Origin of the sequence: Bariatricus sp. HCP28S3_A4, assembly GCF_052066395.1 — a bacterium.
In the GTDB taxonomy this organism is placed as follows: domain Bacteria; phylum Bacillota; class Clostridia; order Lachnospirales; family Lachnospiraceae; genus Allocoprococcus.
The window spans coordinates 32,499-48,575 of the sequence record NZ_JBQHSE010000008.1 but is presented as its reverse complement, the minus strand read 5'-3'; the positions used below and the strand labels follow the sequence as shown (position 1 = coordinate 48,575).

General features: G+C 37.9%; 18 protein-coding genes and 1 pseudogene. 3 read left to right on the top strand and 16 right to left on the bottom strand.

The genetic code is table 11. The features are described 5' to 3' along the window. Window positions 1–71 precede the first annotated feature (71 nt). Window positions 72–290 carry a cation transporter gene (locus tag ACTNBF_RS05950; RefSeq protein WP_235250825.1) on the bottom strand — a complete coding sequence of 73 codons (219 nt, stop codon included), beginning with the start codon at window positions 288–290 and terminating at the stop codon, window positions 72–74. Between the two features lie 205 nt (window positions 291–495). On the opposite strand from ACTNBF_RS05950, the gene ACTNBF_RS05945 reads away from it, so the two are divergent. Further along, window positions 496–1,494 carry a helix-turn-helix transcriptional regulator gene (locus tag ACTNBF_RS05945; protein ID WP_427738641.1) on the top strand — a complete coding sequence of 333 codons (999 nt, stop codon included), beginning with the start codon at window positions 496–498 and terminating at the stop codon, window positions 1,492–1,494. A gap of 50 nt (window positions 1,495–1,544) precedes the next feature. Here the strand turns inward: ACTNBF_RS05945 and ACTNBF_RS05940 are convergent, their stop codons facing one another. The 9 genes from ACTNBF_RS05940 to ACTNBF_RS05900 all read right to left on the bottom strand — a co-directional run bounded on the left by ACTNBF_RS05940 (window position 1,545) and on the right by ACTNBF_RS05900 (window position 10,639). Beyond that, window positions 1,545–1,922 carry a hypothetical protein gene (locus tag ACTNBF_RS05940; protein WP_441088900.1) on the bottom strand — a complete coding sequence of 126 codons (378 nt, stop codon included), beginning with the start codon at window positions 1,920–1,922 and terminating at the stop codon, window positions 1,545–1,547. Between the two features lie 276 nt (window positions 1,923–2,198). Next, a complete protein-coding gene (hflK, locus tag ACTNBF_RS05935) occupies window positions 2,199–3,377 on the bottom strand; it encodes an FtsH protease activity modulator HflK (protein ID WP_235250993.1) in 1,179 nt (392 codons plus the stop codon). Window positions 3,378–3,394: 17 nt separating this feature from the next. Then, complete coding sequence (hflC, locus tag ACTNBF_RS05930; RefSeq protein WP_235250994.1) at window positions 3,395–4,291, bottom strand: protease modulator HflC; 897 nt, start codon at window positions 4,289–4,291, stop codon at window positions 3,395–3,397. Window positions 4,292–4,319: 28 nt separating this feature from the next. Next, window positions 4,320–5,861: an FtsH protease activity modulator HflK gene (gene hflK, locus ACTNBF_RS05925; protein WP_235250995.1), complete on the bottom strand. Its 1,542-nt coding sequence runs from the start codon at window positions 5,859–5,861 to the stop codon at window positions 4,320–4,322. A 22-nt stretch (window positions 5,862–5,883) separates the two neighbouring features. Continuing rightward, window positions 5,884–8,109, bottom strand: a complete 2,226-nt coding sequence (locus ACTNBF_RS05920; protein WP_347375390.1) for a peptidyl-prolyl cis-trans isomerase — start codon at window positions 8,107–8,109, stop codon at window positions 5,884–5,886. A 229-nt stretch (window positions 8,110–8,338) separates the two neighbouring features. Then, window positions 8,339–9,220, bottom strand: a complete 882-nt coding sequence (locus ACTNBF_RS05915) for a ketopantoate reductase family protein (RefSeq protein WP_235251227.1) — start codon at window positions 9,218–9,220, stop codon at window positions 8,339–8,341. Between the two features lie 78 nt (window positions 9,221–9,298). After that, window positions 9,299–9,460, bottom strand: coding sequence for a hypothetical protein (locus tag ACTNBF_RS05910; RefSeq protein ID WP_441018704.1), 162 nt, complete (start codon window positions 9,458–9,460; stop codon window positions 9,299–9,301). Window positions 9,461–9,659: 199 nt separating this feature from the next. Continuing rightward, the gene (locus ACTNBF_RS05905; RefSeq protein ID WP_441042807.1) at window positions 9,660–9,881 is read right to left on the bottom strand and encodes a hypothetical protein; all 222 of its coding nucleotides are present in this window, start codon (window positions 9,879–9,881) and stop codon (window positions 9,660–9,662) included. 107 nt (window positions 9,882–9,988) lie between these two features. Then, a complete protein-coding gene (locus ACTNBF_RS05900; protein ID WP_441088899.1) occupies window positions 9,989–10,639 on the bottom strand; it encodes an L-2-amino-thiazoline-4-carboxylic acid hydrolase in 651 nt (216 codons plus the stop codon). 330 nt (window positions 10,640–10,969) lie between these two features. On the opposite strand from ACTNBF_RS05900, the gene ACTNBF_RS05895 reads away from it, so the two are divergent. After that, window positions 10,970–11,362, top strand: coding sequence for an ArsR/SmtB family transcription factor (locus ACTNBF_RS05895; RefSeq protein WP_235251057.1), 393 nt, complete (start codon window positions 10,970–10,972; stop codon window positions 11,360–11,362). A gap of 90 nt (window positions 11,363–11,452) precedes the next feature. Here the strand turns inward: ACTNBF_RS05895 and hydE are convergent, their stop codons facing one another. The 5 genes and pseudogenes from hydE to ACTNBF_RS05870 form a co-directional block, all read right to left on the bottom strand. Continuing rightward, window positions 11,453–12,490: a [FeFe] hydrogenase H-cluster radical SAM maturase HydE gene (gene hydE / locus ACTNBF_RS05890; protein ID WP_347375389.1), complete on the bottom strand. Its 1,038-nt coding sequence runs from the start codon at window positions 12,488–12,490 to the stop codon at window positions 11,453–11,455. A gap of 18 nt (window positions 12,491–12,508) precedes the next feature. Next, window positions 12,509–13,675 (bottom strand): ATP-binding protein, encoded by a 1,167-nt coding sequence (locus tag ACTNBF_RS05885; protein WP_347375388.1) that lies wholly within the window; start codon window positions 13,673–13,675, stop codon window positions 12,509–12,511. Window positions 13,676–13,679: 4 nt separating this feature from the next. Continuing rightward, a pseudogene (locus ACTNBF_RS05880) lies at window positions 13,680–14,005 on the bottom strand (tRNA threonylcarbamoyladenosine dehydratase); the annotation flags it as partial. Between the two features lie 175 nt (window positions 14,006–14,180). Further along, window positions 14,181–14,369 (bottom strand): helix-turn-helix domain-containing protein, encoded by a 189-nt coding sequence (locus ACTNBF_RS05875; protein ID WP_235250678.1) that lies wholly within the window; start codon window positions 14,367–14,369, stop codon window positions 14,181–14,183. Continuing rightward, a complete protein-coding gene (locus tag ACTNBF_RS05870; RefSeq protein ID WP_235250679.1) occupies window positions 14,366–14,809 on the bottom strand; it encodes a sigma-70 family RNA polymerase sigma factor in 444 nt (147 codons plus the stop codon). The genes ACTNBF_RS05875 and ACTNBF_RS05870 overlap by 4 nt, the downstream gene beginning before the upstream one ends. A gap of 414 nt (window positions 14,810–15,223) precedes the next feature. Between ACTNBF_RS05870 and ACTNBF_RS05865 the strand changes: the two genes are divergently transcribed. Continuing rightward, entirely contained in the window at window positions 15,224–15,556 is a 333-nt protein-coding gene (locus tag ACTNBF_RS05865; protein WP_328284220.1) for a helix-turn-helix transcriptional regulator, read from the top strand. A 141-nt stretch (window positions 15,557–15,697) separates the two neighbouring features. Here ACTNBF_RS05865 and ACTNBF_RS05860 read toward each other — a convergent pair whose 3' ends face one another. Beyond that, window positions 15,698–16,075 carry a hypothetical protein gene (locus tag ACTNBF_RS05860; protein WP_235250680.1) on the bottom strand — a complete coding sequence of 126 codons (378 nt, stop codon included), beginning with the start codon at window positions 16,073–16,075 and terminating at the stop codon, window positions 15,698–15,700. Window positions 16,076–16,077 lie beyond the last annotated feature (2 nt).

The window sequence follows — 16,077 nt, the reverse complement described above, 5'->3', positions numbered from 1 at the left end:
TGAATTATATACTTCAAATCAGCGCCCCTTCCGCTTTCTGCATCCGGAGCGCCATAAAATACTGCTTCTAACTAAATCTCAATTTCACAGTCAGGTTCTACTTTCCTACAGGCTTTTAAAACTTCTTTCATTACCTGCTTTGCATCCTTGCCTTCTTCAAACTCTACAATCATCTTCTGAGTCATAAAATTAACTGTAGCAGAAGCAACACCAGCTGTTTTTCTTGCTGCATCTTCCATTAAATTAGCACAGTTGGCACAATCAACTTCAATCTTATAGGTTTTCTTCATTACAAATTCTCCTTTTCACTTTTTAGATTTAACCATTAAGCACTTGTTTAATTGTTATGTTTGTAGTATAATTACTGCACAAATGGAAGTCAACAGGTTGCAGACAGTCCCTTCCAAAATGGATAAAAACATTTCTAAAAAGGATATTTTTAAACAGTAGATATTGATAATCTGACTATTAATTATCAGAAAGACGAGGTGCCTTTTGTATAACGAATATATTACACAAATCAAGAATGAACTCATAAATATCCCGGACGGAATCCTTTTTGAACAGACATATCCCTGCATAGATACTCCTGTCTGTTCTGAACACCTTGATACGCTTCCAAATGGTAAGGGCAAAAAAATTTCATGGAAATTATTGACTGGAATTACTATTATTTTTCAAGATTATTTAGCAGAACAGATTTCCTGTAACCACAAACCAGAAAAGGAACTTTTGGAAATTAACTATTGTCGCTATGGACGAATCGGCTGGAATATGAAAAACGGTCGTTCCATCTACCTTGGTCCTGGTGATTTCTCACTTCACACAAGGCAACTATGCGCCGGTTCCGTCATGACTCTGCCCAGCGGTCATTATGAAGGACTTACTGTCTGCATTGATCTTTCACAATTTGATCAGGCACCCCCAGAACTCTTAAGAGGGACAAAAATAACAGGGCAGATGCTTTCGGAAAAATTTTGCTCTCGTGGAAATTTCTCCTTACTTACAGGCAATGAAAAAACAGAAGCAATCTTTTCTGGATTTTATAATTTATCCGAAAATCTCAGGAAACAATATTTCATATTGAAATCCCTCGAGCTACTTCTCTATCTTAGTGAATTTAAAATCACTTCCGGAAAAGAACCAGGGAAATACCAGTCGGAACAGGTGGAAATTATCCGCCAAATCCATGATTACCTTTTACAGAACATAAACCACCGGATAACAATTGAAGAGTTATCAAAACAGTATCTAATGAACCCTACAACTTTGAAATCTGTATTTAAAGCAGTATATGGAGATTCTCTTGCTGCACACATGAGAGAGCACCGACTAGAAAAAGCTGCTATACTGCTTACCGAAACCAATAACAGCATCTCACAGATTGCTAAAGCAGTCGGTTATACAAGCCAGAGCCGCTTTTCTACAGCTTTTCATGAAGTATACCAAATGCTTCCGTTGGAATATCGAAGAATTCATTCCAACATTCACTAAAATATATATTTCTTAATAAAAAGCAGACCATAAGGATAATCAGACAGTAGCTAATTATCTTTATGGTCTCTATTATATCTTACTTCCAATACTCCACTCATTTTATATATATTTGTCAGTAAAGCCTGTTTTTCAGCTTTTGACTTAATCAATACATGATAATAATATTCACAGCTTTTATTTTTTTCAGATGTCCTTATCATGATCAATTCCTTCGATATGGTAAATTGTTTTATAACTACATCAAAATTTATTTTATCCATCCGTTCTTCTGGAACTGTAATCTTCATCATGTATTCTTTATCGTCTGTTTCCAAACTCCCTTTAAGTATGTGATACCTCGTCATGATAACAGCAAACCCAATAAGAATCATGACTATAGCAAACACTATTATCACCAAAATTACAATCTCTTTATATAACAGCATAATGATGGTCTGTACTGTCATGGAATAATTCCCAATGGCAGTACTAGATCTTCCTTACTATCCTCCTCTCTATCAATTTGATAATTTACCCAAGGTTATTCTGTATGTATTAGTTTAAAACTATTTCACAATAATGAAATCTCATAGGGCAGATGGGATTGAAAACATGTGGTTGCATAATCTCTATCTACTCAAACCCCTTCTTTCCCATCTATTGCCCCTTTATATAAACATCAGACATATTATTTTATGCATGCCGATGGAATTGCTTATATGTTAATTTCCCGAATCCTGTGCTTGCACCCCAGAGCTATCTGTAATATTCATACCACTTTGAAGACTCGGGTCAAACAGTTTCACATCCACATTACCACCTGATGAATCAACAATATACATCTTTACTGTTGGAAGAATCTTATCCAATGTCTCCAGAAGCAATCTGTATTTTGTCGTATCCTCCGTATAAATTGCAGAATTATTCTGGTATTCTTTTAGCATACTCAGGAATTTTTCAGTATCACCTGTTGCGCGCGAAATCTGTTCTTCCTTATAAGCCTCCGCCGCAGAAATTTTTTTCTCTGCATCAGCACGCGCTTGTGGAATCAAGCTGTTAGAATAACCATTTGCTTCGTTAATAGCTGTTTCTTTCTCCTCTTTTGCAGTTGTAACATCCAAGAAGGCATCTGATACTTCACCCGGTGGAACAATTGACTTAATATTAAAAGCCGTAATTTGCATACCTGAATCATATTTATCTAAAATATTCTGTGCAATTTGCAAAATATTGTTCTGTGCTACAACCTTTTCCGAACTTAGTACATCATCCACGGCAGTGTTTGCCATCATTCGTACAAGAGCAGATTCAACACTGTAACGTACCAATTGCTCACTGCTCCCATTGATGTTATACAAAAATTTGGCTGCATCCACTACTTTATAATGAACAACTGCCTGTGTCGTAATGATATTCTCATCACCTGTTAACAACTGAATCGCCTGCGGTTCTTCCTCTGGCTGATGTACATGTTCCGGTAGCGACATCCCTACATCAGCTCGTCTTACTTCTGATACATTTACCTTTTGCACCTGGTCAATCGGGAATGGTAATCTATAGTGTAATCCTTCCTCCACCGGCTGTACCTGCACCACTCCAAATCGTCGAATGACAGCTTGTTCTCCAGGACTAACAATATATATTCCTGTTAGCAAATATATAACAACTACCGCACCTCCAACAGCCAGAATCGCTTTTCTAGGATTAATATGACCAAATGCATTTTTCAAATCATTTATAGTATTCCCACCGGTTCCTCGGAATATCTTCTTTATTATAACTGTAATTTTTCTCACAGTTCGGCCTTCTTTTCCATTTATTTTTCCAGCTAGTTTCTTCCCTTTTTCTAAGAAGCTTTCGCCTTTTTTATCTGGGGAAACTCTTTTTTTTCGTTTCCACATAGCCTGTCCTCCTCGCCTTATTTTGAACTACCACCTAGATACTTCAAGATTTCCGCCGTGGACGGTAATATCAAAGTAGTATTTCCATCTATCGTTTTTTCGTAAGTCTCCAAGGTACGGATAAATTCATAAAAATCAGGATCTTTCTGGAATGCCTCTCCATAAATTCTAATAGCTTCCGCATCACCCTCTCCCTTGATTTGTTGCTCTTTTTTATAAGCTTCAGCTAAAATAAGCTGTTGCTCTTTTTCTGCATCAGAACGTATATTTGACGCTTGTTCACTTCCTTCTGCACGATATTTTTGTGCCATCTGTTCCCGCTCTGCACTCATTCTGTCGTAGACACTTTGCTTATTTGCTTCTGGAAAATTCAATACACGAATCTGTGCGTCCACAACTTCTATTCCATAATCTGCCGCCTGATCTTTCGCATATACCACTACTTCTTCTGTCATTTTATCTAGTTCCAATTTCTGTTCATCTGTATTAACAAGCTGTTCCAGATTATATTTTCCCATTTGCACTCCTAGACTTGAAGAAAATACATCCATAAGCCGTGATTCTGCACCCACTTGATTTTTCACCGTTTTCAAGAATGCTATCGGGTCTACTATCTTCCATGTTCCATAATAATCCAATGCCACACTTTTCTTATCCAGTGTTAGTAGTTCTATAGAAGAAGTCTGATATACCTGTACCCTCTTATCAAGATACTGAACTGACTGGATAGGATCCGGAAGTTTCACTTTCAAGCCTGGATTTTCATCCACTCTTACCGGATTTCCAAACTGTGTCACTACCGCATATTGAGTAACATCCACCTTGTAAACTACAAGAGCCGCTACAAAAATTACTATTGTCAACAGACCTCCAACTATCATATGTTTAGATATTCTTTTCTTTATTTTTATCATCTCGATTACCTCCACCGTTTTTTCACATCTATTCCTCCGATTGTGTTGATGCATTCTTCTGGTTTGCAATCCATAGTTCTGCGTTATCAACATTAACACCTACTCCTAATAGCACCTTTTGTACATTTGGCAAGACCTTATCCATCGCTTCCATATACATCCGGAACTCAGTAACCCCCTTTGACTTCGCATATTCCTGCTGTCTTGCAGTGAACAGGGACGCATCTCCTTCCGCTGTACTGATTTTATTCTGTTTATAACTCTCTGCATCAGCTACCAGTTTATAAGCGTCTGCATTGGCCTGTGGAATAATCGTGTTTTTATAAGCCAATGCATCATTGATGTATATACTCTTATCTTGCCGTGCTGTTGCTAAATCCTGAAAACTTGCCATTACACTTTCCGGCGGATCTGCCTGTACAAGCTGTACATTGACAATTTCTATACCTGTACCATTCTTTTCCATCACAGCTTCCAAAAGCCCTTTTGCACTTTTTTCAATATCTGTTTTTCCTTCTGTAAGAATATAATCAATTGTACTCTTTCCTACTATTTTACGTATGCTTGTGGTTGCTCCTGACTGAATCAGCAACTCGGCATCAGATACATTCAACACATAATCCGATGTGTCATTAATCCGATAATTTACCACTAGGTTGACATTAACCAAGTTTGTATCTCCAGTCAGAAGTTCCTGTACCCCTACCTCAATCTTCTGAACATTATCTGACTTTATAATACTAACCTCTTCAAACGGAGCTGGCAGTCGATAATGAATCCCAGGCGTTACTTTTTCGTTCACAACAGCTCCAAACCTGCGAACAACTCCGGTTTCATCTAAACCCACAAAATAGATTCCGGACAAAAGATAGGCAGCGGTCAGCACACCAGCTATACCGGCAATCATCTTCTTATTTCCATGAAAACCATGCACATGTCCCATATGTACATCCGTCCTCTGTTCCATTTCTGGATGTAGCAGCATAGACAAATTAGATGTAAATATTTCATAGCCTGATATCATCAGTAATACCATTGCAACAACCGCAGAGATCTTATCCAGATCCGGCATTCCAAACAAGGAACCTACGATTCCCACTAACACAGCTATAGAGCAGTACATATCCATTTTTGAATGGTAACCATCCGCTATAAGGCTTGACGACCCTGTTTGCTCTCCTACATAAATTTTGTACCTTGCCATGAAATAATTAATTGCTACTCCGACAAAAGCTGCAGCCGCTACAAATGGCACATATTTAAGCTCTGTCTGTTCCCCGCTTAATGCATCAGACAAGATTTCTATTCCCATAATAAATATAAATACTGATACAAAAATTGCGAGTAAATGTTCCAACTTTTTAGATGCCAACCGTAGTTTTTCTGTGCCATGTCTCGCTGCCATCAGTCCGGCAAATACTACACTTGTCACGAAAACATCCGTAAATGAATGCCATGCGTTTGCCTCCAGTCCTATGCTCCCCGATATTTTTGCTAGGAAAAACCGCAGTACAATCAAAATGATATTTGCAATAAGCGTTATGAATATCGTTTTTTCCTTTCTGCCCATTTTTCTCTCCTTTCAAATGTGTCTATGTGTTATTTTTTTCTTCTTTTAGAAGTTTCTTTAATGTTCTGTTATATATTTTAAACTCCGCCTCTTCCAGCATTTTCTCTTCCATGTCCTGTATCTGCCGATCATGTTCCTGCTCTTGTAAATGACTCTTTATTCCTTCCGACAATTCCTCCAAAGATGCAAGGTTCTCCTCCATGCGATTTCTTACATAAAAAATGTAATATCCTTTATTGTAATCCAGCACTTCGCTAAATTCCCCCTTTTTCAGAGAAAAAACAACATCTGATATTTCCTGCACCATATGACCTTTATCGAAGGTACCAGAAAGCTCCCCACCGGAAGATGCAGAAGAATCCTCCGAATACTTTTTTGCCACCTCCGCAAAATCCTCTCCATCACGTACGGAAGCAAGCGCTTCATTTGCCTTTGTCAAAGCCTGCTCTTTTTTCTCCCCATTTGTTCCCTGATCAATCCAGATCATGCTCAATTCCACAGTAGCAGGCGTTGTTAAGAGTTCTTTATTTTCCTCATAATATTTTGCAATTTCTTCTTCCGTAGGCTCTTTCAAGTTTGCATCCACTTCCTCCTGATGCATGACTTGGTAAAGATACTGTATTTTCAGTTCTTCAAAATCATGTGTTTTACTGCCGTCCGAAGAAGCACCGTCCTCACTTTTTTCAAGTAAGAGTTCTTTTGCAATGATTTGCTCTACAAGTTTTTTTCTTGATTCATAAGTCAAAAGTTTCTGTCTATAAACTTCCGAGAGTTCTTTGAATTCCGTATAGAATTCACCTAAAGTGTATCGTCTGCTATGAACAGAAAAGAGCATATCATTTTTTCTTTCTGTATATTCTTTATCCATTTTTTCCAGCATAAGGGTTCCTTTGATTTTATCCGAAACCTCTGAAATAGGTTTGGTCCCGGTTGCCTGCTTTTTATCCAGCTTCAGAATACTTACCGTTCCATCTGTATTCACAATAGGATCGCTGACTTCCCCTTCCTTCATTTCCCAGATAACAGCTTTTGTACTACCGTCATCTGTCCCTTTTGTCAGAGTTCCCTTTGTCACTTTCCCTGATTGTGAAAAAGCTGTCGCCACATCTTGAAAACTTTCACCTCCTTTAATCCTACGTATCGCTTTATTCGCTATGTCAGCTTTTTCCTTAGCTATTTTAAACTCACTGTATTCAGCCTTTTCTTCCGTCCGATATTGTTCCAGGTTAACATTATAATAGTTTTTTATCTCTTCATCCGTCGGAGAGTCTATTTGTAGCACTTCAAAGTTGACTTGCAGACCTGCTGTTTTTTTCAACTCTTCAATATAATCACTTATAAAACTCTCATCTTTTTGATTCGACAATGTCTGGCGAATTTCATCCTCCACCTCTTCAAATGTCTTGCCATCAAAATCCTTCTGGTTTTTATTGTAATATTCTTGCACTTCTAGCTTTGGAATAGATTCCGGAACAATATTATCTTCATGCAAATCTGCCATATATTGCTCTACCGTAGCGTCATTCAGCAAATCCTCCATCCCATGCTGCACTTCTTCACGGTTTGTAATTCCTTTTTTCTCCGCCCAGTCATTGACAATCTTCTCTACTGCCAGCTTGGTAACCATTTGCTGATAACCGTTAAGTGAATCAATAGGATGAACTTCGCATTCCTCTGTGGAATCGCATTTTGAATGATCATATCCATGAGTTGGGCAAAAAATATGTTCCTGTTCTTTTGCTGATTCAACTTCAATAAATTGATTCAACTGATCAATAGTTATATTGTTACCGTTATATGAACCCACCACGTCAGGTTTTGGAGGTCGAGACTCAACTAAATCCGGAAGGAACTTCCACACAAGTCCACCAACGACCCAAAATATAGTCACTGCTATTCCTATAATCTTCCACCTTGTATTGCGTTTGGTTGGCGTTTTATTTAATTCAAAATCATCTAATGAATCAGATAGTACCTGCTCTATCTCTTCAAGATTAATATTTTCTATCTGAAGCGGCGTATCCTCCTGATTTCTCTGAAAGTTTTTTTCTTCATTTCTATTTGTAATATCGTCATATATTTTCTCTGCCTGTTCTTTCCCTTGTTCTTTAGATTTTTTCTTGATTCCAAGAACATGTAATAAATCAGAAACTACCGATTCCTCATTATTTTCATCCAAATTACTTTTTTTTATCTCTTGATTATTGCTGTTCTCCTGAATGTCTGGATTTCTCTCCTTATCCTCCATTTCAATCCCTCCTGTAAGCATTCGTGAAGTGTAAAAATAGTATAAATAATGAATGTGGGAATATTATGGGGAAATTATGAGGATAATATGGTAATTACGAAAAAGACTCTTAAAATGATCTATCCAAACTAAATAAAATCCCAGAATATCCTCTGGGATTTTATTATGGATTTCCATCCTCGAAATATTTCCATGACTAAAACATATGGATTCTATCGCAATATTTAATTTATGCTAAACTGCTTTTAATATATCTATAAAACTGTTCATGTAGCTGCCTCATCTCATCTGGCGCTTTCATTGAATGTTGATACATGAACATATTTCCAAATTTGCTTCTGAACACGAAACTCAATCCCATGCTCAATATAGAAACCGGTGCAAGACGAAAGAAATTCATTTTGGGCGGAGATAATTCTATTCCCAATTTATGAAGTGCTGAAAAATTACGCTGCATTTGTTTTGCAGTATAGAGCATCACTTTTCCGTCATACCCCGCCTTTTCTGGGTTGTCTGCCATATAATAAGCATCCGCAATAGGTACAACCATTGCCAAGTGACTCAATTGCCAGGCATGCATATCCTGAACAATCTGATACGGTATATTAGCTTGCTTAAAGAGAGATGCCAATTTCAACAATCTTTCCGTTTTTTCTCCCGAAATCTCAGCAAAAGTTGTTTTCTGAATAAGCCTCGGAGTAAGAGCTGCGTGAAGCACATTTTCATCAAAACTTCCGCCCGCCCCCGGAAACGCAGGAACAATTCTGCCTTTTCCACAAATTTCTTCCCAATTACTATATGGTTCCAGTGTGTTGACCATTGTAACAATATTAGGGCTACAATTATTCTTTAGCTCCCTTAATGCAATATAGACTTGATTTTCTCTGACAGGCAAAAAAATAAAGTCATATAAATCGTCATCTTCCAATTTATCAATGATCGTTAATTCCGCTTTCAGAATGCTATTATCCTTAGAGTACAGCAATCCATTTTTCTTTAGAATTTCCAGCCGCTGTCCTCTTGCGTATATGCAAACATGGTGTCCGGCATCACTGAACAATGCCGCATATAAACACCCGATAACGCCAGCTCCATAAACAAGTAATTTCATCGCACAAAAACCTCTCTAATTTTTGACCAGTTTACTTAATTCTGATTATGCTACTTAGCGTAGCAAGCAATATATCTATTATTTTGCGAGTGAACGACCAATGATATATACTCCAACAGACATCTCTCCAACAGATATCCCTGCCATTAATCTGGACAGAAAATCTGTTCCGCCAAACAACCTGGAAAAAGCGAACAATGCGATTCCCATTACTATCAACAGTATACCAAATATGTACATTTCCTGTTTTCTAGCTACTGTATCCACCCAATCATGTCTAATATTTGTTCTTCGCTAAACTCTCGAATACTACTATCCGCTTTACCATTCATTAACTCGGATATGGTAATGCCAAGCTCCTGGCATAACATTTTTCTTTTGCCCACGAGAGGTAAGTCGGAACAATCGTATTGAGCGATTGTTTTACATAGGTAATATCCTATGTAGAAATTTCACCGATTTTTTGAAACGCACTTCCGACGACCTCCGTATCGCCTATGGCAATCATTGCCCATGCATTGTCACCGAGAGCGAAGTATTTACCAACAGATAATGCACCCACAGCAGGAAAATCGCCGATTGCAATTGCACCGAGGGAAATGATGCCAAAGCTAATTGCCCAGGTTGCAAATACTTCGATGAAAAAACAGCCTGTTAACAAAATACCAAGGGCAAACATAGCGATAGAAAGCAAACATCACACCGAAAGGCAAAATTTCATATTGTGAAAATCTACCTTGAGAACTCTTTATTACAATAAATACTTTTTTAGGATTTTCTTGTCCAATGGCAGTCGCAGCATGGTTCTCCACCAGCTAGTGTGAATTTACGAATAAATGTACTACCACTTAATTCTGCCATATCATAATCATAAGTACACATTGCCGGGCAAATCTCTGGTATATCCAACAGCTTCAACAAGTACAATATACCACAGTGGGTAAAAATAGCTGAGTAACAGTTAATGTTCCTCCCCGTTTCGTAACGAAAACACCATGTATAAGGATTTCTTTCTGACCGCCTCACACTTTCCTCACCTTGTCGTTTCAACTTTGCCTGCGCTTTTGGCGTGTACTTGCTACCCAATTTAAGGAAACACTTCATAATCATATTGTTGGTCATGGCATGATGATAAAAGTCGGTAACTTGTTCAAGGTTTGGTTTCTCTTCCAATTCCAGATATACCGATGCCAGCATTGCTGCACTCAAAATATTCGTAAGAAAAGGATCTCCTTTTTCAAATTCTGGTATATCTACTAAAATATTCTGATAGCATTTCCTGGCCTTTGCCATTACTTTTCGTGGATTCTCTTTGCTCATACGATACATTTCTCGCATAAAAGAACCCTGAAAGCACCGCCACATAGCTTGTGGCATTAGCCCATTCTTCATTTTCTTATTCCCCTCCCTTTTCTTCAAAAACTAAAATGTAACATATTCCCAGTACACTAATTCAATGATTGCTTTTTTGTTGTATTTTTCTGACAAATGCATCCTTTGTTCATCGTGACATTCTAAACGAGTTCTTTTTGGAGTTCGCATGAACAATTAAACAACCTTTTAACTAACGTTACTTCACTATATAATTCTGGCAAATACAAGTCAATAGTGTAACATAATAAACCTTCCATTTGGGCGAATATAATTTCCATTTGGGCTATTCTATTCAAAATTTAAGCACTTGTTTAATTGATTTGAATATGGTAGAATCTACTTGCACACAGATAAGAAACGAAAGGAGTCATTGTAATGTCTGCAGATATTTTGCCTCACCATCATCATAATAATCAAGAAGTAACTCAGTTGAAAACAACATTAGATAAAACAGATACTTTTCAAACTGTTGCAGATATGTTTAAGCTACTTGGGGATAGCAGCAGAATTCGTATTTACTGGTTGTTATGTCACTGCGAAGAATGTGTTATCAATATCTCTGCACTGGTTGATATGACAAGTCCAGCAGTATCGCATCACCTGCGCCAGCTAAAAGACAAAGGATTGATTGTCAGCAGGCGAGATGGAAAAGAAGTATATTATAAAGCTGCGGATACAGAGCAAAGCCATCTTCTACATCTGACGATAGAGAAAATAATGGAAATCACTTGCCCGGAATCTGCACATTTTTTGAAAGGAACAAAGTAGAATACCAGAAGATTGCTCCTCTGGTATCTTATTTATTTAATCAACGATTATTCTTTCTATCAACAAAACTATAATTAAGCTCTTTACCTATTATCCAATCGCATCTCCCCGCTCTTCTACCAAACGGTATCCGACGCTCTCTACTCTCTTTTGGAGACACTGTCTACACTCAGCCGCTTCATCACCAGTACAAATCTTATTATCGTACAATTCATACAACTTACGTTTCTCTATCGGTGACAAGTTAGGCATCACTACATTCGCTCCGACAGCAAGTCCCTTCTCTCTTCCCAGCGGATCCACCGTCCCCAATGCGGTAGTTGCCGGAAGGAGAATCTTGGGAAACATAATTCGGATAACTGCCAACAGAAACAATGTCATTTGGAAGCTTCCTACTGTTTCGCTATCATATATTGTATCATGATGAGGAATAAATGGACCAATCCCCACCATTTCGGGATGAAGTTCCTGCAAAAACACCAAATCTTTTGCAAGGTGAGACATTGTCTGTCCTGGAATTCCCACCATAAAACCAGCTCCTACCTGATATCCAAGTTCTTTCAAATTATATAGGCATTGTTTTCTATTCTTATTGCTCATGGATGTAGGATGCAGTAAATGATACAATTCTTTATCCGCTGTCTCATGCCGTAGCAGATATCGATCTGCTCCTGCATGACGAAATTTTCGATAACTCTCATATGATTTTTCTCCGATAGATAAAGTAACAGCACATTCTGGAAATTGTTTTTTAATATCTTGAATAATTTCTACTATATACGCATCTTTATACCACGGATCTTCTCCGCCCTGCAATACAAACGTGCGATACCCGAGAGCATAACCGCTCTGACAGCATGCAAGAATCTCTTCCTTAGTAAGGCGATACCGTATGATATTACAATTATCTCTCCGAATACCACAATAGTAGCAGTTATTCCTACAGTAATTGGTAAATTCTATCACCCCTCTGGTATGTACCTTATTTCCATAATATGTTTTTCTAATCTGGACCGCTTCATCTTTAAGCCTAGCAAATACTACTTCATCGTTCCAATATTCAAGTAGCTTAATATACTCTTCCTCTGTAAGACTGTGCTGTTCTAGAAATTTATCTATTACTACCATACCCGTCACCTATCTACTTCACTCGTTACTTTTACTACAAGTATAATCATCCAGAAAATTATATTTCGCACCATCCATCTGGTATCCGATTACTTTCCTCAAATTAATATTCTTTACACTATTAAAAATATTAACATCCATTACATCACTGGTTTTTCGAAACTGCGCAATCAGTTTCTTCATCTCATCTCTCTTAGATCCTCTTCCGCCTCCGCAACTTACACAATTTTCTGTAAAACGACAGGCGCATTGAATAAAATATAATCCATTGGAATCCCTCCAGGATTGAATTGCGTCTTCCCTCACGAGGTACAATGGACGTATTAATTCCATTCCTTCAAAATTCTGACTATGAAGTTTTGGCAACATAGTTTCAATCTTTCCACTGTACAGCATGCCCATCAGGATTGTCTCGATTACATCATCAAAATGGTGTCCCAGAGCAATCTTATTACATCCCAGCTCCTTTGCCTTTGAATACAAATATCCTCTTCGCATCCTTGCGCAAAGATAGCACGGATTCCTATCAATAGTTGCCACCGTATCAAAAATATTTGTCTCAAATACAGTAAGCGGTATACCAAGAAGTTTTGCATTATCTTGAATTATTTTCCAGTTATCTTTATTATATCCAGGATTCATAATCAAGAATGTTGCATCAAAATTGATCTCGCCATGTTTTTTCAGTTCTTGTATTAATTTTGCAAGAAGCATGGAATCCTTACCTCCAGAAATACAGACTGCCACCCGATCCCCTTCCTGAATCAATTGATATTCATTCAAAGCCTTGGTAAAAGCCCGCCAGATTGTTCGCCGATATTTTTTGATAATGCTGCGTTCGATCTCTTCTTTCTTCTTCTCTTTTTCTTTCTGAGAATCCTCCTGCATGAATCTGGATAGAGACAAACGCAAGTAAGCACGATAGCCACCCTCCACATTAACTGCACGATAGCCCTCATTCACCAGTTCTTGTACATATTCCTGACTTCTGTCCCCAGTATGACAGATCAGATAGATGGTTTTGGTCACGTCCAGTTCCTTTTTATGTGCTTCCCATTCATCCATCGGGATATTCACTGCTCCCGGGAACGTTCCCCTTTGAAACTGCTCATTTGGACGAATATCTACAACAATCCTTTGATTAGATTCTATCTTCTCTAGTTCTTCTACTGTAATTTCCCACATAATTCTAATCCTCATAATTTCTAGCAAGGTTTTTTATCACTTCTCCACTAGGATCAGTCCGACGACTATCGGGACAACTGCCACACTGCCTGAAAGGTCTCTTCTCTCGATATATTTATGCTGTTCTTCCGATGAACAGTTGAAATGAGTTCTGCAGCTAATGGACATATCCTCCAGCAGTCGTCTCGGATTTTCCTCAGAACACACGACTTTCAGTTTTCTTATGCCATGTTTCTTCAGTTCCCGCCTCATGACCTTTGCCAGAGGACACATCCTAGTCTGACAGATATTAGCAATGCAGAATACACTTGCATCCAGCTGATTACCGGAACATTTTTCTTTTGGGTCTGCTTGAACTCATATCTGAGAGAATGTATTAGTTCTTACAACAGCTTTTATCGTGACCTTTTTCCTTTGCATTTTTATGGCACGCATATTACCATCTAATCCCTATCAAGTCAATAGGTTTATCATGTTAATGTGGCACATTTCAACGAATATCTCTTTACACCAATTCGTGATATGTCCTAATACACTTCAGTACTTCAATTCTCAACTCCTGATACAAATCCTCATCAAATCTTCCATTAATCAAAGAGTTTTTTATTAATAGAGGCCGAAACATTTCCAGTATCTGCAATATTGCCTCCTGATCTCCCATCTGTGCTCGAAATAGCACCTCCTCAAAATTCATGATTTTTCACCTCCCATCCATTTTCTAATCTTACGGATTGCATAATAATAAATTCCTTTCACCTTGTAAGGTGGCAAACCATTAATCTGGCTTATATCATCAAACGTCCGTTCTTCAAACACATGCTGATAGATCAGTTTTCTCTCATCCTCGCGCAATAAGAGTAATGCCTCGACAAGTTTTTGATCCCTCATCTCGTCCCATTCAGGATAGCACCCATCTACCTCTCTCATTAACAGTTCTTCACGATATTCCATCTCCAGACTCTCTTCTACCAAAATGCTATTTTCTTCCATTATCAGATTCTCTGCCGGCATTTCATTACTGTTAATCCTCAGCATTTTTCTCAAATAATTTTGTCTGGTTCCCCGGATCTGTGCCAGTATGTATGCAGTAAATTGGTTTTTTATTTTCGAACCAGTATAAGTATGTTCATCCATTTATTTATCCTCCTGTATTCTGATTTCATTTTTCTTTTGAAATCCCAGAAGGCGGGGACCGACACCGAATTCCATTGTTCGATAATATTCGACAAACAAAAAGAAAGTCGAATTGGCTATTACCTAATTCGACTTTCCATATTATCCATACTATTTTATGTGCTAAACCACATGTTATTAACGCATATTCCGCATACTCACCAGAAGGGTGTTCCACATATTGGTATAAGATTTTTTTAATAAATTCTTGCTATGTCTATACCGATCTGTGTAACTCAATCAGACTCTTCTCCCAAATAACATTCTTATTCTCTATTCACTTCACGCATTATATCGCTCTAGTTCACGCAGCATAACACATTTCATATACTGCCGAACTAGAGTAAAATATATGCATTAAGTGAGGTGATGAAAATGATGGTTAAGAAATTGCTCGGAGATCTGGTCAAAGAAGAGCGCCTTCGCAGAAATCTTTCACAGAATACTCTAGCTGAGAATGTGCACGTTTCGCTACGCACAATATCCGATATTGAAAACTATAATGCTAACCCCAGACTTGAAACTCTGAGTCTATTAGCCAAATACTTGAATATTTCGCTTGATTCCGTCATCTTCCACGACAATCCACCTGCAGATCCTTATATCGAACAGATCATTTATGAATTAAATGATTGTACAGATGAAGAAAAACAACTGGCTTTACATACGCTCCGTGGACTCCTTGAAGGTCTCCGAAAACAAAAGTAATTCTTTTCATTCTCCACTTCACCATTGTTTGATTATAGAATGGCCATTTATGAGCGACTTATGAGCCAGTTATGAATGACTTATGAATTGAAAAACTTTTCGACAAAATTCGAAGCAGCCCAATCAAGGGCTGCTTCTTTTCTATATACCTCGGAATGCATCCAATGCATTTGAAATATTTCTTATAATATGATCATCAAGAACAATCGGTTCCTCTTCTGAACCAGACAGATCCATGACTTTCTCATCCGGAGCTGCCCTTTCTTCAGTGACATATTTCTTTTCCGAGATTGCTTCTTGAATCTCTTTCTTTACAATTGTTTTAATCAATGGCAGTAGGAAAGACTTGTCCGGATTCAAAGAATCAGTTTCTTTTCCCTCGCCAAGATAATGAAGTACTGCGCTGGCAATGAAATCCGCCTTATCTTCCGTATTATTTAAAATCTCAACGACTTTTTGATGGGAAGCATTATTCTTCTTAAATCCAATCGTGAATTTATTGGGGTTCTTTTTTGTCACAA